21 protein-coding genes and 1 riboswitch are annotated in these 21,660 nt (G+C 40.3%); of the genes, 8 read left to right on the forward strand and 13 right to left on the reverse strand.

Going from position 1 to position 21,660, the window contains the following annotated elements:
- Positions 1 to 10: 10 nt before the first annotated feature.
- The 4 genes from MKX49_RS19450 to MKX49_RS19465 form a co-directional block, all read right to left on the reverse strand.
- Entirely contained in the window at positions 11 to 502 is a 492-nt protein-coding gene (locus tag MKX49_RS19450; protein ID WP_340877411.1) for a DUF6773 family protein, read from the reverse strand.
- Positions 503 to 956: 454 nt separating this feature from the next.
- On the reverse strand, positions 957 to 2,384 hold the full coding sequence (locus MKX49_RS19455; protein WP_340877412.1) for a GntP family permease: 1,428 nt from the start codon (positions 2,382 to 2,384) through the stop codon (positions 957 to 959).
- A 133-nt stretch (positions 2,385 to 2,517) separates the two neighbouring features.
- Positions 2,518 to 3,294, reverse strand: a complete 777-nt coding sequence (locus MKX49_RS19460; RefSeq protein ID WP_340877413.1) for a 3-hydroxybutyrate dehydrogenase — start codon at positions 3,292 to 3,294, stop codon at positions 2,518 to 2,520.
- Positions 3,295 to 3,339: 45 nt separating this feature from the next.
- Positions 3,340 to 4,623 carry a GntP family permease gene (locus MKX49_RS19465; RefSeq protein ID WP_340877414.1) on the reverse strand — a complete coding sequence of 428 codons (1,284 nt, stop codon included), beginning with the start codon at positions 4,621 to 4,623 and terminating at the stop codon, positions 3,340 to 3,342.
- A gap of 419 nt (positions 4,624 to 5,042) precedes the next feature.
- On the opposite strand from MKX49_RS19465, the gene MKX49_RS19470 reads away from it, so the two are divergent.
- Positions 5,043 to 5,927, forward strand: coding sequence for a LysR family transcriptional regulator (locus tag MKX49_RS19470; protein ID WP_251543182.1), 885 nt, complete (start codon positions 5,043 to 5,045; stop codon positions 5,925 to 5,927).
- Between the two features lie 98 nt (positions 5,928 to 6,025).
- Here MKX49_RS19470 and MKX49_RS19475 read toward each other — a convergent pair whose 3' ends face one another.
- The gene (locus MKX49_RS19475) at positions 6,026 to 6,595 is read right to left on the reverse strand and encodes a dihydrofolate reductase family protein (RefSeq protein ID WP_336866154.1); all 570 of its coding nucleotides are present in this window, start codon (positions 6,593 to 6,595) and stop codon (positions 6,026 to 6,028) included.
- Positions 6,596 to 6,803: 208 nt separating this feature from the next.
- Here MKX49_RS19475 and MKX49_RS19480 point away from each other — a divergent pair, with 208 nt between their 5' ends.
- Positions 6,804 to 7,730 (forward strand): NAD(P)-dependent alcohol dehydrogenase, encoded by a 927-nt coding sequence (locus MKX49_RS19480; RefSeq protein WP_340877417.1) that lies wholly within the window; start codon positions 6,804 to 6,806, stop codon positions 7,728 to 7,730.
- Positions 7,731 to 8,373: 643 nt separating this feature from the next.
- Here MKX49_RS19480 and MKX49_RS19485 read toward each other — a convergent pair.
- Positions 8,374 to 8,694 (reverse strand): hypothetical protein, encoded by a 321-nt coding sequence (locus tag MKX49_RS19485; protein ID WP_251543176.1) that lies wholly within the window; start codon positions 8,692 to 8,694, stop codon positions 8,374 to 8,376.
- A 67-nt stretch (positions 8,695 to 8,761) separates the two neighbouring features.
- Between MKX49_RS19485 and MKX49_RS19490 the strand changes: the two genes are divergently transcribed.
- The 3 genes from MKX49_RS19490 (at position 8,762) to MKX49_RS19500 (ending at position 12,082) form a co-directional block, all read left to right on the forward strand.
- Positions 8,762 to 9,313 (forward strand): hypothetical protein, encoded by a 552-nt coding sequence (locus tag MKX49_RS19490; RefSeq protein ID WP_340877418.1) that lies wholly within the window; start codon positions 8,762 to 8,764, stop codon positions 9,311 to 9,313.
- A 381-nt stretch (positions 9,314 to 9,694) separates the two neighbouring features.
- Entirely contained in the window at positions 9,695 to 10,162 is a 468-nt protein-coding gene (locus MKX49_RS19495; RefSeq protein ID WP_340877419.1) for a DUF7878 domain-containing protein, read from the forward strand.
- Between the two features lie 767 nt (positions 10,163 to 10,929).
- A riboswitch (purine riboswitch) is annotated at positions 10,930 to 11,034 on the forward strand.
- A 178-nt stretch (positions 11,035 to 11,212) separates the two neighbouring features.
- The gene (locus MKX49_RS19500; RefSeq protein WP_340877420.1) at positions 11,213 to 12,082 is read left to right on the forward strand and encodes a 5'-methylthioadenosine/S-adenosylhomocysteine nucleosidase; all 870 of its coding nucleotides are present in this window, start codon (positions 11,213 to 11,215) and stop codon (positions 12,080 to 12,082) included.
- A 110-nt stretch (positions 12,083 to 12,192) separates the two neighbouring features.
- On the opposite strand, the gene MKX49_RS19505 is transcribed toward MKX49_RS19500, so the two are convergent.
- From MKX49_RS19505 to MKX49_RS19515, 3 genes are all read right to left on the reverse strand, one after another.
- Positions 12,193 to 12,564, reverse strand: coding sequence for a hypothetical protein (locus tag MKX49_RS19505; RefSeq protein WP_034309797.1), 372 nt, complete (start codon positions 12,562 to 12,564; stop codon positions 12,193 to 12,195).
- A gap of 161 nt (positions 12,565 to 12,725) precedes the next feature.
- Positions 12,726 to 13,451 (reverse strand): ZIP family metal transporter, encoded by a 726-nt coding sequence (locus tag MKX49_RS19510; RefSeq protein ID WP_252267569.1) that lies wholly within the window; start codon positions 13,449 to 13,451, stop codon positions 12,726 to 12,728.
- Positions 13,452 to 13,616: 165 nt separating this feature from the next.
- Complete coding sequence (locus MKX49_RS19515) at positions 13,617 to 13,955, reverse strand: hypothetical protein (RefSeq protein WP_034309801.1); 339 nt, start codon at positions 13,953 to 13,955, stop codon at positions 13,617 to 13,619.
- Between the two features lie 198 nt (positions 13,956 to 14,153).
- Between MKX49_RS19515 and MKX49_RS19520 the strand changes: the two genes are divergently transcribed.
- Positions 14,154 to 14,648, forward strand: coding sequence for a L,D-transpeptidase family protein (locus MKX49_RS19520; RefSeq protein WP_340878577.1), 495 nt, complete (start codon positions 14,154 to 14,156; stop codon positions 14,646 to 14,648).
- Positions 14,649 to 14,721: 73 nt separating this feature from the next.
- Here the strand turns inward: MKX49_RS19520 and MKX49_RS19525 are convergent, their stop codons facing one another.
- Positions 14,722 to 16,179 (reverse strand): Msr family ABC-F type ribosomal protection protein, encoded by a 1,458-nt coding sequence (locus MKX49_RS19525; protein WP_340877421.1) that lies wholly within the window; start codon positions 16,177 to 16,179, stop codon positions 14,722 to 14,724.
- A gap of 688 nt (positions 16,180 to 16,867) precedes the next feature.
- Here MKX49_RS19525 and MKX49_RS19530 point away from each other — a divergent pair.
- Both MKX49_RS19530 and MKX49_RS19535 read left to right on the forward strand, forming a co-directional pair.
- Positions 16,868 to 16,996, forward strand: a complete 129-nt coding sequence (locus MKX49_RS19530) for a hypothetical protein (RefSeq protein ID WP_268750812.1) — start codon at positions 16,868 to 16,870, stop codon at positions 16,994 to 16,996.
- Positions 16,997 to 17,179: 183 nt separating this feature from the next.
- Complete coding sequence (locus MKX49_RS19535; RefSeq protein ID WP_340877422.1) at positions 17,180 to 17,728, forward strand: SMI1/KNR4 family protein; 549 nt, start codon at positions 17,180 to 17,182, stop codon at positions 17,726 to 17,728.
- Between the two features lie 238 nt (positions 17,729 to 17,966).
- On the opposite strand, the gene MKX49_RS19540 is transcribed toward MKX49_RS19535, so the two are convergent.
- The 3 genes from MKX49_RS19540 to MKX49_RS19550 all read right to left on the reverse strand — a co-directional run bounded on the left by MKX49_RS19540 (position 17,967) and on the right by MKX49_RS19550 (position 21,568).
- Positions 17,967 to 19,568 (reverse strand): sodium:solute symporter family protein, encoded by a 1,602-nt coding sequence (locus MKX49_RS19540; protein WP_106026166.1) that lies wholly within the window; start codon positions 19,566 to 19,568, stop codon positions 17,967 to 17,969.
- On the reverse strand, positions 19,569 to 19,709 hold the full coding sequence (locus MKX49_RS19545; RefSeq protein ID WP_153246165.1) for a hypothetical protein: 141 nt from the start codon (positions 19,707 to 19,709) through the stop codon (positions 19,569 to 19,571).
- Between the two features lie 101 nt (positions 19,710 to 19,810).
- Positions 19,811 to 21,568: a sigma-54 interaction domain-containing protein gene (locus tag MKX49_RS19550; RefSeq protein WP_340877424.1), complete on the reverse strand. Its 1,758-nt coding sequence runs from the start codon at positions 21,566 to 21,568 to the stop codon at positions 19,811 to 19,813.
- Positions 21,569 to 21,660: the final 92 nt, after the last annotated feature.

Genomic DNA, 21,660 nt, shown 5'->3' on the forward strand with positions numbered 1-21,660 from the left:
TCTTATTATCTTAGCTATTTTTCATTCCGATTTTCTTCGCCAGCAAGTATATACCGCCAAAAAACAGAAGTAAAATCGGCAAATAGATCATGACGGATACAAACGATACCAATATAAAATACCATACGCCCTGGGAACTGCCATCGGCATAGGATACAGCACTATTCACGCCCATGAATATAGCGATGACAAGTGCTAAAGCAACCGCCCCAAGAACCGTCTTCTTGCTCATCGGTGTTTTGCTGTTGCGGTCATGCATCTCCACTTCATCCCAGAATACACCTAAGAAAATCGAACGAGCTAAGTAATACAGCCCTCCTCCAACAAGGATCGCGAATTCCAGATATAACTCCCCGCTGCCTGCACCATATTTATATAATTTGAAAAGTGCACTCGCCAAGCAAATGACCAAGATGACATAATACATTTCTTTATAAATTTTATTTCTTACATTCTCAATCCGCTCATCCGTGATCTTTTTCGTTCGTTTAAATAGATTCATCTTTAATCGACCTCCATTTAATTCCATCGCTTACCCTTATTATATGATTCATTTCACTTTTTGCAACATATATATTACATTTTATAATTTATAAATTGCAATATGTATAAAAAAAGGTACCCACACATCAAGTCCGGATACCTTACTAGCCTTATTTAGGGTTTTACTCATAAGTTTTGGGGATTTACTCGTATCTCTCCATTTCCGGAGATATATCGGCTGTTTTCGTTGATATTTCTCCATTTTCGGAGATATACCTGTATTTTCGTCGATATATCTCTATATTCGGAGATATATCGGCAGTTTTCGTTGATATATCTCTTTATTCGGAGATATATCGGCAGTTTTCGTTGATATTTCTCTTTATTCGGAGATAAACTTGTAAGTAACGTCGATATTTCTCCATTTTCAGAGCTAAACCTGTTGTTTTCGTCGATATCGTGAATTCACCATTTTATATAATGCCAAACCAGGTATAGAGGGCAATGATGACAAATACAGCCAATGATTTTATGATGGTGATCATGAATATGCTGCCATATGATTGCCTATGCGTTAATCCTGTGACGGCAAGCAGGGTGATGACGGCTCCGTTATGCGGAAGTGTATCCATGCCGCCTGATGCCATTGCGACTACACGGTGCATCACTTCAGGTGAGATATTGGCCGCGGCGATTGCTTGATTGTATTTATCAGCCATTGCGCTTAATGCAATTCCCATTCCCCCGGAGGCCGACCCTGTTATGCCTGCAAGTGCACTAGTGGTGACAGCACCGTTTACAAGCGGATTCGAGAACACACCGGATATTCCATCACTGATTTTCACAAAACCTGGAAGGGCTGCGATGACTCCGCCGAATCCATATTCCGAACCAGTGTTCATGACGGCAAGCAGTGAGCCGCCAATACTGTTGTTCAGTCCTTCTTTCATGTTTTTCGTCACTCGTTTCCAATCATAGGCAAGGGCTGTGATGATCCCGACGACCAGTGCAATCTCCACCGACCAGATTGCCGCATTGGCCGCTACATCAACAGAATAATCTTCTAATCCCATTGCGGAAAAATCAAATCCATCCGGATACCATTTCGGTATGGCTTTAGACAGATAATTATTCATGATGGCAACCAACCCAAGCGGAACGAATGCTAAAATCTGCCGTAATCCTGATTGGTTTGAATGTAAATCAGGGACGTGCTCCCCTTTTTCCTGTTCAGGATCAGCGGCATTTTCCTCTGCAAACCCATAATATCCTTCTCCCGCTTTTTTGGCTCGTCTCTTTCTGCTTTCCAAGTACGCCAATCCGACCGATAAGACAAAAATGGCCCCTATGATTCCAAGGATCGGAGCTGCATAAATGTTTGTACCAAAGAAGGACGTGGGAATGACATTTTGAATTTGCGGAGTTCCCGGCAATGCATCCATCGTGAACGTGAATGCCCCCAGTGCGATGGTGGCCGGCATAAGCCTTTTAGGTATGTCGGCTTGCTTGAACAATTGAACGGCAAAAGGATAAATGGCGAAAACCGCAACAAATAAACTTACGCCGCTATAGGTTAATATCGCACCCAAAAGGACGATCGTCAGCATCGCCTGTTTGGCACCGATCAAGCGGACGATCGTCTTCGCAATCGATTCGGCGATTCCCGACATTTCGATGATTTTCCCGAAAATGGCCCCTAATAAAAAGACGGGAAAATAGTTTTTGATGAAAATGACCATCTTTTCCATGAATACACCGGAATAGAACGGCAAAACATTACCCGGGTCAATGAAGAAAACCGGTAAAAGTGCAAAGATAGGTGCAAATAAAATGACAGAATAACCGCGGTAGGCTGCAAACATCAATAGCACCAGCGCCAGCAATATAATCATTAAGTCCATGAAGATCCCCCTAACATTTATTCCAAGTTTGAATAATTTCCCCAAACCAGTCAAAAATACGCCAAAAGTGAACCTCTCTGCCAGATTAAAATTGTCAGATAGGTTCACCCTTTATTTTTCTTATAAATAGGTATTATTGAGCTGTATAGCCGCCGTCAATGACAACAGCTTGACCTGTTACGCTTTTCGCTTTATCACTTGCCAGGAACAATGCATAATCAGCGATTTCACTAACATTCAATAAACGTTTTTGAGGCACTAATGGAAGAAGGACTTCTGCCAATACATCTTCAATCGGAACATTACGTGTTTTCGCCAGATCTGCCATTTGTCCGCGAACAAGCGGAGTATCGACATATCCAGGGCATAAAGCATTAACCGTAATGCCGTGCTCTGCACCTTCCAATGCAGCAACTTTCGTTAAACCGATCACTCCGTGTTTTGCACTGTTGTAAGCCGCTTTACCAGCAAATCCGATAACACCGTTAATGGACGAAACGTTAATGATGCGGCCGAAACCTTGTTCTTTCATGATCGGGAATACGGCTTTCGTTAGAATGAACGGCGCTGTCAGCATGATTTTTATCATCAATTCGTATTTAGCCGTCGGGAAATCTTCGATTGGCGATACATGCTGGAGCCCGGCATTGTTAATCACGATGTCAACCGAACCGTATGTTTCTTTAGCTTCCTTCACCATATTTACGATATCTTCTTCTTTTGTAACATCGGCTTTGACTCCAATTGAATCGAAACCAAGTTTTTTCAATGATTCCGCAGCATCTTTCACCGATTCTTCATTAATGTCGGAAAGAACCACTTTAGCTCCACTTTCAGCGAAATGCTTACCAATTTCAAATCCAATCCCGCGAGCAGAACCTGTAATAATAACGACTTTATTTTCAACCATTATGAATTCCTCCTAGAGTTAGACTAATTTTTGTATCGATATTTATTAAACGATACCGATGGCACCCATTATGATGCCGACGATCATGGCAATGGTCGGGATGATGAACGCAACCACGAATACATCTTTATATGTTTCTTTATGAGTCAATCCTGTAACCGCCAATAGGGTCAATAGAGCACCATTATTAGGAAAAATCGATGCACCTGAAGCGACTGCCGCCATTCTGTGGAATACATCCGGGCTGATTCCCGTCGATTGTGACAAGCTGTAAAAAGTATCGCCAAGTGCATTAAGCGCAATACCCATACCGCCTGAAGCGGAACCCGTGATGATGGCCATGATTTGTACGGCAAGAGATTCGGCAACTAGCGGATTGCTCGAAATATTAAGCAGCCAAGAAGTGATGTTATCGAATGCAGGTATAACCGCAATGACAGCCCCGAATCCAACAGCGGCACTAGTATTCAGGATGGCCATCACTGACCCTTTCGCTCCCTCATTAACAGAGAAAATGAACTTTTTGTAATCCTTGATATTGATGACCATAATGCTCAGAACCCCTAATAATAAAGCATAAATGGGTTCCAATTTCACAACGTTAAGCAATAGCACAACAATAAGAAGCGGAACTAAAGACAATAACCAATTCGGTACTTTTTCATCTTGCTCTGAACCGGTAACCGGATCATCCGCTTCGATGAATCCTTCTCCTTTAGCAGAAAGAGATCTTTCTCTGTAGGATAACCAGAAATACCCGCCAACTGCCATTATCAATGAAGTGACGATCCCGATGATCATGCCTGAAGTAGGTGTTGTATGGAAATACTCCATCGGTATCAGGTTTTGGATTTGCGGTGTACCCGGTATGGCCGTCATCGTGAAGGTGAATGCCCCAAGCGCAAAAGTCGGAACAAGCAGCCTTCTTGTAACGTTTGCTTCTTTAAACAACGCAAGTGCGATCGGATAAACGGCAAACACGACCACAAATAAACTGACTCCGCCATATGTCAATAAAGCGGAAGCGATCAGTACCCCAAGAATCGCCCTCTTTTTACCAATGATCTGCGTTACCTTCTTGGCAACGGATTTCGCTGCACCCGTTTCTTCCATCAGCTTTCCGAAAATCGCTCCCAGCAGGAAGATTGGGAACCACTTCTGAACGAACCCGACCAATCCGGTCATATACGTTCCGGTATACGTATCAAATACATCCAATCCGCTCATCAATGCTACGACTCCAGCCACCAGCGGGGCCACCCAAATGATGGACCATCCCAAATAGGCCAAAGCCATCAGCAATACTAAGCCTACAATTATACTTAACACTCGAAATCACCTCTTTCCAAGGTGATGTAAATCGTTTTGCTTTCCATCATGCTTCCCCCTTGATGTGTAAATCCCTTATGCTGCAGACTTCAAAATCCGCCTTACAGCTTCAACCCTAAAAGATACCCTCTTTTTGTTATCCTAAAATAACTTCATAAACCTACCTTGTCCGCATTTCCGAGAAGGGTGAATAGGCTGATTGATAGGATGGAAATATATTCATTAACATAAACCATCATAAATATAGCTCATACTAAAGCCCTTTCTCCTCATACTTCTGCAGTAAAGAATATTTTAAAAAAATAGGGTGATATATACTTGATTTTTTATCCTCATATAGTTTACATCCACTTTATTTATAAGTAAAATGAATAAAAAGAATACATTCTATTCGAACTGCGAATAAACAGGAGACAGATATGGAATTACGAGATTTAAAATCATTCATGGAAGTGGCCCTCCATAAAAGCTTTACGAATGCCGCCGCGAATTCTTATTTAACACAGCCTTCCTTAAGTAAAGCCGTCAAAAAACTCGAGGAAGAGCTGAATGTGGAACTCTTCGACCGCTCGACGAGACACCTGCGCCTGACCGATGCCGGACAAATCGTGTATCAGCAAGGCCAAAAAGCCTTTGCGGCATTATCCGAATTGAACGTACTCCTGGATGACCTCAGGGACGTTACAACAGGCGTTGTGAAAATCGGCATCCCACCGCTGATCGGCACCCTGTTTTTCCCGGAAATTGCCCGCAGCTTTCAAGAACGTTATCCGAAGGTTTCCCTCGAGCTGGTCGAGCTTGGCGCAAAGCTGATCGGCAAGCTTGTCGAAGAAGGCGAAATCGACCTCGGGATCGTCGTATTGCCTGCCAGTGAAGCTAATTTCAATATTTACAGCTTCATCGAGGACGAATTCGTTTTATTTCTTCATGAAGAGCACAGACTTGCCCGCCATTCAGCCGTCACCTTAACTGAATTGAAAGATGAGAAATTCATCCTTTTTTCGGAAGACTTCACTTTACATGATTACATTATCCAGGCATGTGAAAAAGACGGATTCACCCCTGACATCTCATACCAAAGCTCACAATGGGACTTGATCATCGAACTCGTTTCATCCAAACTGGGCATCACCCTCCTGCCCAGATCGATTTATCAAAAGCAAACCAACGAAAATGTTAAAATCATCCCGTTAAAAAACTCCAACCTCCACTGGAAGCTCGGAGTCATCACCAAAAAAGATGCCTACCATTCCTTCGCCTTGAAAGAATTATTGAAGATGCTGAATGAGGGAGTCAGCTTGTAAATTTGACATTAAAGTAACAAAAAAAACGCTGCTACTTCCAAAAGGAAGAACAGCGTTTTTTTGTTTATGGTTAAATAAATCTGGAAATTGCTTAACCATTACTCTTCATTAAGATGATAGCATAGTTGAACAACGCCAGAGGAAAAGCTTTTTGTATTAACCAGTGTTAGGTTCAATCTCTCCTTTATGTCTATAAACAAAGGTTTTCCTTCCCCTAAAATAACCGGGTGAACAGATAACCTGAATTCATCAACCAGCCCCAATCTTATAAAAGATGTAATAAGACTTGACCCTCCATAAAGCCAGATGTCTTTACCAGGCGTATTCTTTATTTTATTTACTTCTTCAACAATATCATCATTTATGATCGTTACGTTATTATCAGTGCTTTTTTTCGTTTTAGAAAACATGAATTTTTCTTTGCCATGAACGATATTCCACATTTCTTTCTCAGTATCGGATACCTCATTTTCTGGCGTATATTGCCCCCATAAATCATAGCTTTTTCTTCCATAAAAAATAGTATCGATTTGATTCAAGAAATCAATGAACCCCATTTCAGAGTCCATAATGCACCAGTCGATTTCTCCATTCGGCCCTTCAATAAATCCATCTAATGTAACTGCTAAATCTAAAACTATTCTTCTTGGTCTTTCATTAATGGTCATACTTTAATCTCCTTTTGCCGTTTCTCAGCAAAGCCAAAGGCTTCGCGGCATTATCCGAATGAACGTACTCTTGATTGCCTCAAGGAATCCCCATGAATAATCACTGCTTTTCAACATTTCATCAGAAGTTACTTCAGTTACGTTAGTTTTATCTTACAGCTTCCATCATAGTATTAAAAGATTGTATCAAAAACTAAGGAGACTTGCGATGAAAGCAATGGTATGCACGAAATACGGTTCACCCGATGTACTGGAACTCAAAGAGGTAGTTAAACCAAGCCCAAAGGACAACGAAATACTGGTAAAGGTTCACGCGGCAACAGTGGCTTCTGGGGACGTAAGAGTCCGAAGTTTCAATAGCCCTTTCTTATTATGGCTGCCGATGCGAATCTTCCTGGGCCTTAGAAAACCGCGAAAACCGATACTCGGAGTGGAGTTGTCCGGGGAGATAGAAGACACGGGGAGGAATGTGACGAAATTCAAAAAAGGCGACCGGATTTTTGCCATGACTGGAATGAATTTCGGGGCCCATGCCGAATACACATGCTTACCTGAAGACGGCCCAATCGCAATGAAGCCTGCCAATATGACCTATGAAGAAGCTGCCGCCGTTTCTTTTGGTGGAACGACAGCTCTGCATTTTTTCAGAAAAGCCAATATCCAGGACGGACAAAAAGTCCTCATCTATGGCGCATCCGGTTCGGTGGGCACTTCCGCGGTACAGCTGGCCAAATACTTTGGAACAGAAGTTACCGGAGTATGCAGTGCCGCTAATTTTGAATTGGTGAAAGCTTTGGGAGCCGATAAAGTAATTGATTATACGGAAGAGGATTTTACGGAAAGACAAGAGCGATATGATATCATTTTTGATGCAGTCGGGAAAAACTCGAAAGCCACATGCAAAAAAGCACTGACCCTGAACGGGCGATACGTGTCCGTTGAAGGACAGGGAATAGCAAAGGAACGTACGGAAGATTTACTATTTCTCAAAGAGCTAATCGAAACTGGAGAATTAATATCGGTCATTGATAAACGCTACCCGCTGGAACAGATTCCCGAAGCTCATAAATACGTAGAGCTAGGACATAAAAAAGGAAATGTCGTGATAACTTTGGTTGATGATGATAAGCGCTGATAGCGCTTTGTACACCGCATTTTTTTACGAACTTCCGTCACCCATGTTAGAGATTCTGGAATTCTTTCTCGTTTTGGAGAATAGGAATGATCAAAGGTTCTTTCTATTTCTTTGAACGATGCGGTCCACCCCAGGCACTCGATTTCCAGCTCATAATTGGATGTCTTGAGTTTCTAATAGGTTGCATTGGTTCAGCAGAGACAAAAATTCTAATAGCCACAATTATCCCTTCTCCCTATTCATGATCACCGAAAGAGTACGAAGCATATTTTTGAATATGGACAGGATTTCCAAAAATCAGAAAACCTTACCTCATACTCCTATGGATTTTTCCGTAGGAGTTTTTGCATATAATCCTAAATATCAATTAACACCATCTAGGTATTATTAACTATAAATCTCTTTTGTTTTTAATTGTTTTAATGTAACATAGTAAATATATCCTTTGTTTCTAGAAAAAAACATTATCGGGGGGGGAGGGGAAGAATGTTGAATAAAAAGGCTTTTCTACAGCAGGGTTCGGGTAGTATTTCGAATTTTGGCGGTGCTGGCATTTTACCAAGCCGACATATCTAAAACAATGAGGAAGACCAAAAAAAATAGCCCACTTATAGGGAGGCCATCTCCAATATGTATTGATTATTCATATCTCTCCTTTTTCTAGTTTTTTATTTAAAAGTATATAATCATTTTTGTTAAAGGTTATCGCTACTCTATCTAATCTATCTCCATTTGGATATAAATATAACTGTTGATTGAATTTTATACCTAAAGGCACGACTGTTTGATAAATAAGATTTAAAATTTTAAAACATTCTAAATCTACCCCTTCTTTCAAATGATTTTTAACATGAATAATTACTAGATCTTCAATATTTTCAAACCTAGGTTTTCGAGGAGAAATATTATCAGCTTTACAAAGTCTTTTTAATAGATTTTGATAATAATCATGATTTTGTTTCAAATTAACCACCTCATATTTTATTTATTATATAACTAAAATACACATTATAGAAGAGGAGGTAAACTTTGTGAAAAAGATCGTTTTACTAATAGTTTTCATGTTGTTTTCTTTAGTATCAGCCACCCCAACATTTTCCAGCCAAAAAGATGATCAAGAATTAGAAGAATTAGCTCAAACAGGTGAAATTATCTATATGGACGATGAAATTACAGTTAGAAGTTTTGGAAATGATACAGAAATATCTAATGTTATTTTTAATCATCCTAATAGTGTTGTTATAAATGAGAATAATCCTATGTCGTATTCATCAGCTACTGGTCCTGGAGGACGAGCTAGTATTGTAGCAAGTGATACAGGTAGAAGTGTATATTGGTCTGTTAAACCCGCTACAGCATGGCCGTATAATTTTAAAGGTATTGTAAAATTAAGATACCATTCTGGTTTTAAGAGAGATGCACCTGTAGGTGGCATGGGAGCTTTAGGTTCAACTATTAGCGGTGGTGTAACAATGAATAAAAATAACGGTGGATATGCAACTCTTACAGGTACAGCATATGCATTAAATAAATCTCGCTTTAGCGTTTTACCAGGAGTGACTACTTCATTTAGACCAAATTAATATTATAGTTTGGACAATTAATAAAATACAATATAATGCTATATATTTCTAAAGAAACAACAGAAGATAGTAACAGGAAAAGAGCTCGGTGTAGATAAAGATTCTTTATAAACGTTAATGTCATAATACTCAGAAAAATAAATTTCTATATCTTCTCATTTATAGTCAGAAGGACTAGAAATTACTTCTAATATGTATATTAATACGGATACGGGTGAAATTACGCTTTTAAATCAATGGATAAAAGAAAGTTTGCAATCAAGAATATAAGTATTTCTGTAAATGATAATGATAAGTTATCATTGGTCATTACAGTGAATAAAAGATAGGTACTAAAGGTGAAAAGAAAATAAAAATTGTGATATAGTAAGATGGGGAAATATGGAAAAGTTATCCAATAGCGTAGAATTTGAATATCAGTTTACAACTGATAAAGACTCTATTCCCTTTGATTTAAGGCATTCTCCTGCCGTTGCATTAAGGGTTGAGGGGATTCTTACAATTAAAATAAATAATGATATATATTTCCAAGCGGATATTGCATTGTTAGAATTTTATCTCTATTTACTAAAATGGGTACAAACAAACAAAAAAGGTAGAGACGTACAAGAATTCAAATATTATTCTTTGGAATTTGATGAAGATGAAGCAATAATTTCTTTACTTCCCTTTGGAAATAGCGCAAGACTAGCATCCATTTGGGAAGTGAATAAATTATACAATGTTTTTGAATTAAGCTATATAGTACAAAAGCTAACCCAACTTACAAACAGGCTTGGGAGGGATATTGAAAATCATTATGATATTCAAATGAATACTTTCATAGGGAAAGTACCTTTAAAAGGTTAACTATTTTAATAAAGAATTAGAAGCTTTTTGGCCTCATCCCTATATGGTTCGGGATGAGGCCATTCCCCCCCTCTCCAGACTATAGTCAAACTAGATGAATAGTCAGTTTGACTATAGTTTTTTATTTTAAAAACGTTCCAGTTGATTTCAGAAATCCGCTCCCTTTCCGCCGACTGTCTGCAAAGCCTCCTCGACGCAAGCGTCTGTGGGGTCTCGGCCAGCCAGTTATTCGGCGGAGTGTCGCAAATTTCTTCCATCCATTGAGGAAGCCATAAAAAAACTATTAAAAAGCCATTCCGCCCCCTCCAGACTATAGCCAAATTAGAAGAAAAGTAGTTTGCCCATAGTTTTTTCATTTAAAATACGTTCCAGTTGATTGGAGCGGGTGTTCGAGACTCCTGCGGGAAAAGCGCGTCTAGGGGAGACCCCGCAGGCGCAAGCCGAGGAGGCTTCACGACCGCCCGCGGAAAGCGAGTAACTGGAGTGGAAATCAACTATCAGATTTACACCTAAACTATAGTCATGTTTTAAAGTTATGTTCGGGTTGAGACACTTCCGAATCTTCTATCTCTGACTTGGCCTTTAAATTATACGATTCGAAAATCACCCACATTATGATTGTGTCCAAATCCCACTAAAACCCATTTACCTTGTAAAAAATAGCTTTTCCATCGAACCACACCCCTAAAAACACGAACATTATATTATATTTATATTTTAATGTTCACTTTTTCATTGATTTTCTCTCATTTGTTTGTTATATTAGCAAAGTAATAATCGTAATTACTCGTATATGCTCGGAAATATGGTCTGAGCGTTTCTACCTGGTTCCCAGTTTAAAGAACTAGACTACGAGTTAAAGTATTCGGTCGCCCGCTTTTTGAGCAGCTAATGATTTAGCAATCGCTTCATTTTTGCTTGATCATCTATACTTTGACTATCGTAGGTCTAGAAGGCAGCATTCTTTCTGCCGTTCTGGACCTTTTTCTTTGACCACAACTTCGAGTGTTTCAAACAATCGGATACTTTGTTTTTAAGGAGAGAAAAAACATGTTAAAAAAGTACACTCTATTAGGAATCATTACTTTACTTTTCGTGTCAGTGATTGCAGCTTGCAGTTCTGCTTCCAAAAATGAAGCGGTCGAAAAAAAGACTCAAAGGCCTATTATGGTTCAAGGTCCAATGCCAATCGAAGCTGAAAATTTCGCGAAAAGGTTAAAAAATGTTAAAGAAGAAAAATCAGGGGATTTTGTATTTTACATAGGAACTTTAGACAATTATCCTGTAATCGTTGCAAAAACAGGTAAAGGGATGGAAAATACGGCTGCCGCTACAGCAGTGGCCATTGAAAGATTTAACCCTATTGCCATCATCAATCAAGGGACATCAGGCGGACATGATCCAAGCTTAAACGTTTTTGATATTGTTTTAGGAGAAAGAACGGTAAACCTAGGTTCATTAAAAACGGCCGATAAAGCTGTAAACGAAGGAATCGATCCAACCATATGGAAACCAATGGACCTAATGGCTTCTGAAGGAAGTGCAGGAGAAGATCCTAACGCTGAAAAACCACGCTTCTACGAAGGAGATAAGGATTTACTCGCAGCTGCTCATGCAGTTAAGGATACTTACACAAAAGGTAAGGTTGTCGATGGTACTATCGGTTCTGCAGACGTTTGGAATAATGAAGTGGATCGGATTAAATGGTTCCATACGAAATATGGTACATCTGTTGAAGAAATGGAAGGAGCTTCGGCAGCACAAATCGCCAAAGCTTACGATGTGCCCTTCTTAGGTATACGGGTGCTATCCAATAATAAAGTGAATGGCGGTAAATATAACCCTAATACAGCAGCAGCCAATCAAGAATATGTGTATGAAGTGGTCAAAAAATATATCTCTTCGATGCCAAGCAAATAAGATCGGGCTCGGAGCATATAGAATTAGAATCTTTTTGGTCAACTATCCCTATAATGAAAAAAAAGAAGAGCACATAATATGTGCTCTTCTTTTTTTCGCGGGTGCCCAAATTAGCTGACTATTGATTCTTCCTCCTTGCAAAAGGTTAAGCTGAGGCTATTCAACGTGTAAAGTCTAGCGGTGAAAATGAATAAATCGCTGTAGTTATTTTCAACGTACTCTTCAATGATTGCCATCCCTTTTCTGAATCTATCAACTAATAAGTGCGTATAGTTTTCATCCCAGGTAAACCGGTTGATCCGTTTAAGTTCATCGGCCAATACTTGAAACTTAAACTCCTCAACAAGAAGCTTCAATTGATACAATTTATCTTTATTTAAACAAAAGCAATTGTTTTCATTTTCATGATTTTCCCGGACGAATGTAATGAAACCTTTTAAATTATCAGCTAACATATTCGCTATTTGCATCTCGAAGTTCATTTCCAACAGCTCCTCAATGTCTAAAATCTATATGAAGAGTGTATGATTTGAAATGATATTTTAACACCAACAATTCTTTTTCGAGATAGATTCCTTGTACATTTCCTTCTATGATAGAATTCACAAAAAAAATTGCCCCCCTTCCTTCCAAGGGGACAATCTTACATCGAATCCAGAACTAAAGAGATAAGCAGGCCCGCAGCGGTGAATATGCCCGTGATCGGCCCTCCGTCTTCAAATGCTTCAGGCATCATCGTTGAGGCGATCATGGCGATGATTCCGCCGCCTGCAAAGGCTGCCATCGCTGCCAGGACATAGTCCGGGGCATGATCGAGGAATAGATAGCCCGACATCGAGGAGAGTGCCGAAATGATCAGGACGGAAAACCACAGCAGCATGATTTTCTTCTTGGAGTAATCACTTTTGAGCAGACCTGTTGTACTTGAGAGCCCCTCCGGAATATTACTGATGAAGATGGCAATGACCAATAGCCAGCTTACCGAGCCGCCGCTTATTAAGCTTGCGCCAATCATGATCGACTCCGGTATGGCATCCATCACCGTCCCGATGAAAATGGCTAGGCCCGCTTCCTTCGAAGAGCTATTATTGGACCGTTTCCTTTTATCCGCACCTTTTTTGGAAATAAGGAAATCCAAGGCGGTAAACACGGCGGCCCCTGCTATGAATCCGATCCCCGTCGCCCAGATTCCTCCATCACTCACCGAATCAGCAAGCAGCTCATATGCCGCGGCACCAATCAATACACCCGTACCAAAGGCCATAATATAGCCAATGATGTTTTTCTTGATCGGAATGAGGATAGCGGCAAGTGCGCCAAGCAGGACGGCAGAACCCGAAACCCCTCCCCAAAAGACCGCATTCCACATAGAATTCCCCCATTTCCTTTTTATAGGATAGTGTACCCGGGTTGATGTTGGGGTAAACAAGGGACGCTTTTTACAAATTCCAGCAAAAAAAAGCAGGTATATTCGCTGCCTAGTTTTTGGGTATAGAATAGTAGAGTACTTATGAGTATCCTGCCCTTCGCTGCCTTATATGACTGATATTTGCGGTTTTCCTTCTTCTCTTTCACTAACCTTTTCGATTTTATCGACAAACATTTGAAAAACCTTTCTCTTTTCTTCCAGCTCTTTTATCGATTCTTTCAATTCATTCAATTTTTGCTCAAAAGGTTTATGATAGAGCTCGCGGATGTTTCGAATAATTTCATCATTTATAGTGGATTGTACAACCTGTTTGGTAATATTGAATTTATAGGAATAAACCTGAAGGTCACGCTTAACTTCTTCATACTCTTTTTCTATCCCATTTAACACATCACTGATTTCTTCATTCCATTCGATTAAAGCCTTTTTCACATGTTCCTCCACCCTTATTCCCCCTCTTTAACTAACAAAAAATCCATCTCGCTAAAAACTTATTTTATCAAAAGAACATTTCGGTTTCTTTTCGGCTTAGTTACTTAACATATTAGTTTCATTAAAAACAGATAACAGCGAGTTACGAAACACTTTTAAAAATTCACATAGAATGAAACATGACAACTATAACCTATGGAGGTGTTCAGACTGATTCATACAGTTAAACCAGGTGAAACACTGACACAGATATCCAGGGACTACCGGAAACCGCTATCGGCAATCATCGCTGCTAACCCGACCATAAATCCAAATGTCATTTATCCTGGCCAACCCATTATGATCCCTGGTTTTCCCCCTCCTGATACCATTCCATTTCAGATCGATGTGTCCGTTAACAATCGTAAGCTAAGGCTGCTAAAAAATGGAGTATTGCAAAAGCAATATCCGATCGCCGTTGGAAGAATGCTGTTCGGTACACCGGTAGGAAAATTCATCATCATTAATAAAGCCCCCAACCCCGGAGGCCCATTCGGTACGATGTGGATGAGTCTATCCAAGGAGCACTACGGCATTCATGGAACGAACGATCCCAGCTCAATTGGTAAAGCCGTCTCAAAAGGCTGTATTCGCATGCATAATCGGGACGTGGAGGAATTATCAAGAATTGTTCCAATCGGGACATTGGTTTCGATCCATCCTTAATGTGTTTATTTACTCTTATATTAATAAGCCGACGGAATTGTTCCATCGGCTTATTTTTCCATAAACGTAAAAATCACACTTGAACCAATTTTTTCGCCTGTATTTTATACTGAATATCGGCAATCTGCTTTATGAATGCTTGATCATGGGATACAAATATGATCGTGCCTTCATATCCAGCCATGAATCGTTCCAATGCTTCAATGGCAGTGATATCCAGAAAATTAGTCGGTTCATCCAATAGCAGAATGTTGTATTCCCCTTGAAACAACTGACAAAGCTGGAGGCGAATCGCTTCTCCGCCACTTAAGGACTGAACGCTTTTCAGTATATCCGTCCCGGTAAACTGCATCGAATGCAGGACGCTTCTTAAAAATCCTTCATCATATTCCGAGCGGTTCCCCAGGAATTGCAGTACCGTTTCATCTTTTGCAAATCTATAGCTCATTTGACGGAAGTAACCCATTTTTACTTTTGGAGAAACCGTTAAACCGGCACCATTATTCGCAATATGGTGCAGCAAAGTACTTTTACCGCTGCCGTTGCTGCCTGTGATGGCTATTTTTTTACCGAGCGGCAGCTGGAAACTCACCTCATCCAATAATACGTTCCCCTCCACTTGAAGAGTCAGCCGGTCTGCCATTATCGGGAACTTATTATGCAATTCCAATTGCTTTGACTGGCGAAATACGATTTGCCTTTCCTCTTGTACCGCTTCCACTTCCTGAAGTTTTTCCACTCGATGCTCCATTGCCTTCGCTGCACGTTGTGCGGCTTTTTGGCTTGTGCCTTTCGATTTCGTCATAAACGTTTTATTCGGTTTTGCATTCGCCTCTTTTTTTGACAACCTTCCAGCTTGAGCGATTTTTTCAGCTTTTTTCATTTTTTCCTGTGCCGCTTTTTCAAGCCGGCTCTTTTCTTTAATGAATTTTTCATGAGCCTGCGTCTGTTGTTCACGTTTTAACTGCTTCTGTGCCATGTACTCGCTGTAATTCCCTGAATATACATGTACCTCGCCTTCATGCACTTCCCAGATTGTCGTGACGAGTTCATCCAGTATAGCCCTGTCATGACTAATCAAGACAAGCGCCCCCCCATAGTAATAACGTAACTCATCAAGTAAAAACGAAAGGCCGTCATGATCCAAGTGGGTTGTCGGCTCATCGATTAGCAACGCTTCATTATAGTGGGTAAACAATTGGGCAAGCTTCAGCCTCGTTTGCTCACCGCCGCTTAGCGATTCTGAATTTCGCGGAACTGTTAATTTCCCCAGTAACGCTGGATCAGCTTCAGCAACAGCAGGCGCTTCAACTTGCTCAAAATAGCCGCGATCAACGTAACCCTTTACTTTTCCGCTTGTCGGTTGAATTTCTCCAGCAAGTAACTTCAATAACGTACTTTTTCCTGTACCATTTTTCCCGACGATGCCGATGCGGTCAAATTGATGTACAGCCAATCGATCAATCTTCAATATCTCTTTATCTAAATAAGTCACTTCGACATTTTCTAATTCAAAACATATTTGTTCCATATTCGCTACCTCCGAAATTTGTGATTTCGTATCGATAGCTTGGATCGATACGAGCTTCTATTTCAAGCCCGCATCAAAAGAATAATAGAAATTGCAATTTACATTCCCCCTATTTTATAGTCACCGCTGAATGATTATCTAATCCATATGAGCTCAACTCCCAAACTCGCATCAATAGAAAAGTAACATCATCATGTAAAAAATCCCTCCAAAACAAAAAAGTACACAGAAGGGCTCTGTGTACTGAAAAATCGGCATAGATATCCGGTAGAACGACAAAACTCCTACAACATATCCATCCTATACACACAGCAAATAACCCCTTATAAAAAGTGGTTTTTTCCATAATATGTGTGTATATCAGTATAGTTGTAAAAATGCCACGTTTATCGCTCCTTTCAAATCTTGCCCCTATTCTAACCAGGAAATTTCCATCAGTCAATGATTTTTTGTTTTATATAATGGATGATTAATAACTCTGGAGGTTTTTTATCAGAGGTTGGTAGGCACGATCATGAAGGTAACGGGGAGACTGAAGAGGACAGCTGACGTCGGCTGTTCTTTCTTGTTTTGATTTCAAAATTCCACTCCCTAAAAAGTAATTATCTGACAATCAAGTTTTGCATGATATTATTAATAATTAAGTAGGCAAGAGCAATGAAAAGATAACATCTAAGGAGTGAAAAATATGAAAAAGAAAATCATCATGTGGGTTACTGGTGTTCTAGTAGTCATCATTCTTCTTGGGTCAGCGGGAATGACATTCTATAAATACGCTCCAACTGAAGGAAAAACAACTACTGAAACCATTGAATGATTTTACTTTTGATTTCTGTTTCAATAAAGCATGTTCCACATCGAAATGATATACATCATGAATCGCCATTAAACTATGGCGGAACAAATTCGATGTCTAATTTATTTCCATTGCCAAGATGACTCCATCAACAAACAGTAACTCTGGCGGGCTTCAAAATTAATAATGGAGGGGATTAGTGAATTGAGTCATTTTGTACATAACACCCTATCTGGACTTAAAAAATTGTTGGATAACAACGAACAAATGAAGACAATATCAGAGGAAGGGGAAGTCTATACCGTTTCATGTTCTTTTAACGCTCCAATAAAGACAACTGAAGTTGAAATGTTTGAAAGTGAACACGATATCAAGCTTCCTGAAGACTACAAGGCATTATTAACCCTACATAATGGGGCAAAAATATATGAATCAGTCGATGACGACGGTATTAACATAGGAGGCGGTCTTGAGATATTTAGTTTGGACGAAATAAAAGAGTATCAAGAAATTGAATATTTAAGTGAACATGGGATTCCGATTGCACATCTGTTGAATGATTGTTATCTAATACTTGATACCGAAAAACTAAAGGGTGGGAATCCAAATTACCTTAGTATTATGGAATTCACAGAACTTTCATCTCTAAATCTTAATTTTGAAATCTTTTTAGACCGCTACATTATTTCACAAGGTGAAGTGTTTTGGAGCTGGCCTATATACACAGCTGAAAATTACTATAGAACTAGGTAAAAAAATAAAAGAGCGATTGCTAATTAATGCAGTCGCTCTTTTTAAATATTATTTCGATTCGATTTCAAGTATCACTGTTTGTTTATTGTCGTTTTTGTTTGTTTGAGAAATATCATCTGCGATATCGTTATGTTCAGACTCTTCTTTAGAAGGTGAGGGAAAATAGTCATAGTGATACATAGTTTTAAATTTAGCTAGTTACAAAAAAAACGACAGGGGATTCCCCCTGCCATCTCATTCAATTCATATTGATCGGCCAATAATAAAACACTAGTGTAACCATGATGATCATGACGCCGCTGATCATTAAATAGGCTGGGTATCTGCGGGTGATGTTCATTTCTTTTTGCTCGTCTATTTCAATCGGGGTTTGAAGGATATTTGCTTGAAACTCCCTTTCTTCGATGGTGATCGTTCCATACTTGGAGCCAATGATAAGTGCGCCTATGCTTAAGATTAAACCAATGATGACAGGATTAAGGTAAACGGGAAGGCTGATTCCGAACATGCCGAGACTCTCTCCGAGAATGACGCCAACGAAGCCGAATACGATGCTCCAAAAGGCGCCTTCTTTCGTTACCTTCTTTGAGAATACGCTTGATATGGCAATCGGTCCCCATGATGCCGCAAATAGTGTAGCCGCAAAGTAGCCGATCCACATGACGGCAGGCGGCTGGAACAAGCCAATCAATAGAATGATCAAGCTGATCACGACCATGGATATGCGGCTGGCCCGTAATAGATGATGATCTGTGTATTCCTTTTTCCGTGATTGTTCCATGATATCCCGTGTAATGCTGCTTCCTATAATCTGCAGGAAGCTCGAACAGGATGATAAGGCCGCAGCCATGATGCCGCTGACGATGATGACTCCAAGCCATGTCGGGACAATATTCATCGCTGCCCAAATGAATACCTTTTCCGTCGGAGCGATATCCGCTTTAATGGTGGTGATTGTCGATATGCTGATATGAAGGAATAAATAGACGGTCAAAATGGATATCGTTGCCCAAACGCCGGCCCGGATGGCTACGTGTTCATTTTTTGCCATTAAATATCGGCTGCTTTGCCATGGACTCACCGCAATGACAATGCCCCAGACCAAGCCCATGATGACGGCCCAGGCCAATGCTTCCCAAGGAGTGCCCATCGTTGCGGCAGGTCCGGTAATGCCATGCCAGCTTAATAAATCAGGTCGTTCAGCCAGGTTTGCCGCTTTCGTAACGGCATCAGGAAACCCGCCTGCGGATTTGATGATATAAGGAAAACTAAGATACGTTGCGATCGAGAATAAAAAGAACATCACCGTATCATTGACCATGACTCCCTTCGCACCTGAAAGAATGGTGAAGGATGAATACACGACCCACATGATCACTAGGGCCATTGGATAGGAAACACCCGAAACCTCGGCCAATAACACGGCTGCCCCTTGAGTAACGGCAACCAAGTATGCAGCGATTCCAAGAATCGTCGTGATCGCAGCCGCCAGCCTTACCTTCTTAGAATGAAAGCGGTTACCAAAAAATTCAGGAACGGTCAATGATTTGCTTCTTCTTAAATACCTGCCAAACAGGAACACTCCGAATATATAGCCGCTTGCATTAAAAATAACGAGGATAAGCAGCAGGATCGGATACCCTTCATAGGAAAATCCCGCTTCTCCCATGAAGGATACCGTACTTAGGAAAGAGGCAACAAGCGTACCCGTAATCATCAATGTGTTTCCGCTTCGTCCAGAAACATAGTATTCCTCTGAGCTTTTCACTTTCCTGAATAAAAAGATGCCAATCGAGACGTATACACAAAAGGATATGATAATACCAAGGAGAAAGGCCACTTACATCCCCACCTTTTCAATCGGATCTTTTGCTTTTATTTCTTCTTGATTTCTTTTCATTCTTACTAGGAAAACCTTCGTGATCCACCCCATGACAATTAAGGAACCTCCATAGCTTAAAGAGAAAATCAGCTCACCCATTTCTTGACCCCCTTATCAAAATAGAAATAATCAATCATTAAATATGCAATATCCATACCAAGTTTTTGAATATTCAGATTTCAACGGAGGTTAATTTATTATTAATCGTCCTGATAGGTAAATTGGTATTTGCCAAGTTTGCGCATGATCGTCGTTTGGCTGACCTCCAGGGCCTTGGCCATTTTTCTGGTTGATTTATAGGTGGAAAGGGCCTGTGACAATAATTGCTTTTCCGTTTCCTCTAACGCTTTTTTCAAGGGAATGATTCCTGTTAAATTGACTAGTGCCGTATCTTTGTAGGTTAAATCGGAAGGCAAATCCTCTATCGTTACGATAGGCTTCCTGGCCGTCACGACGATTTGTTCTATTACATTTTCCAACTCCCGAACATTGCCCGGGTAATCCTGCAGCTGCAGAATTAACTTGGAATGATCATCAATCGTGATGGATTGACCGTATTTTTCATTGAATTTCTTCAGAAAATAATCGGTTAATAATAAGATATCTTCCTTCCGCTCACGCAGCTGCGGTATTTCCATGGGAACGACATGCAGCCGATAATATAGATCTTCGCGGAACTGATTGTTCTTGATCATTTGCTTCAAGTCTTTATTCGTAGCGGATATGATGCGGATATTCACCTTTTTCTCCTTCGTTCCTCCCACCTTCATGAATGTTCTGTCCTGGACCAAATGCAGGATTTTCACTTGAATGTCGAGCGGCATTTCCCCGATTTCATCAAGAAACAACGTGCCGCCATCAGCACTCTCAACAAGCCCCATTTTCCCGTGCTTATTAGCTCCCGTAAATGCGCCGCTTTCGTAGCCAAATAGCTCGGACTCAATTAAAGCCGATGGAATCGCGCCGCAATTCACTTGAATGAAATTCTTATCCTTTCTGCCGCTGAGATCGTGAATGACCCTTGCTAAAACCCCTTTTCCGACTCCGGTTTCTCCATGGATGAAGATCGATGAATCCATCGGAGCGACTTTTTCAGCTAACTCAAAAACCTTTACCATCTTATCCGAATTTGTAATGAAGTTATTGAACGAAACGGTTCTCGAATTTTCATGCTGGGCCCGCTGGTTCCTAAGGTTCACTCTGTTCAATTGACTCTTCATCTCAACCAATTCCGTGATATCCCTGGAGTTCGAAACGATTCTATACAAGTTCCCCTCCTCATCAAAAATCGGCTTCGCTGTGCTGAATACAGTCAATCCATGCGGATAGGTTTGCTCCGCCGAATGGATCGCTTTCGTTTTCATCGTTTTTAATGTAACCGAATTGACGATCAGTCCCTTTTCAACCAACTCATTAATGTTCTTATTAATAAAGGCCTCCGGCGGCAGCCCTGTAAGCTTCTTGCACGCTTCACTCACGAATAACGTATCCCCATTCGCATCCGTCACGAAAATTTCATCATAGCTGGAATCCAGGATTTGCGTTAGCTCTTTTACCTTCTTTCTTGTCACCTCCAGCTCTTTCTGCAGTGATTCATTTAGACTGATTAAGCTCTTCATCTTCTTTTTAAGCAGCATTTCCCTGACTTCGGAAATCGGATGGCATCTATATTGGTTATCGCCATGTTGAATCACAAAATCATAGGTGCTCATATCCTCTTCACTTAGCTTATCTAAATCATCAACGACGACAAACGATGTATTAAGATAAGCCGTGATTTCCTGATTTTGACCATCGCTATCCAATCTCTTCAAAAAGAAACCTTCCTCCAATATGCCGAGGATCTCCAAGTGATTTTTCATGACAATAAATGGTGAGGAATTAATTTTCAGCAAGGATTTTACATCCAAAATAGAAATATCGGAAAACACAATTAGTGATTCCTTTTTTACTTCCATCACATCACCCCATATTTGATTTCGAACCGATTTTGTTTCACTTTTTTATACGAAAAGAAATAAGTATCATTTTCATAAGCGACGAATGTCTC

The sequence above is a fragment of the Peribacillus sp. FSL M8-0224 genome (assembly GCF_038003055.1).
GTDB classification, from domain to species: Bacteria; Bacillota; Bacilli; order Bacillales; family DSM-1321; genus Peribacillus; species Peribacillus frigoritolerans.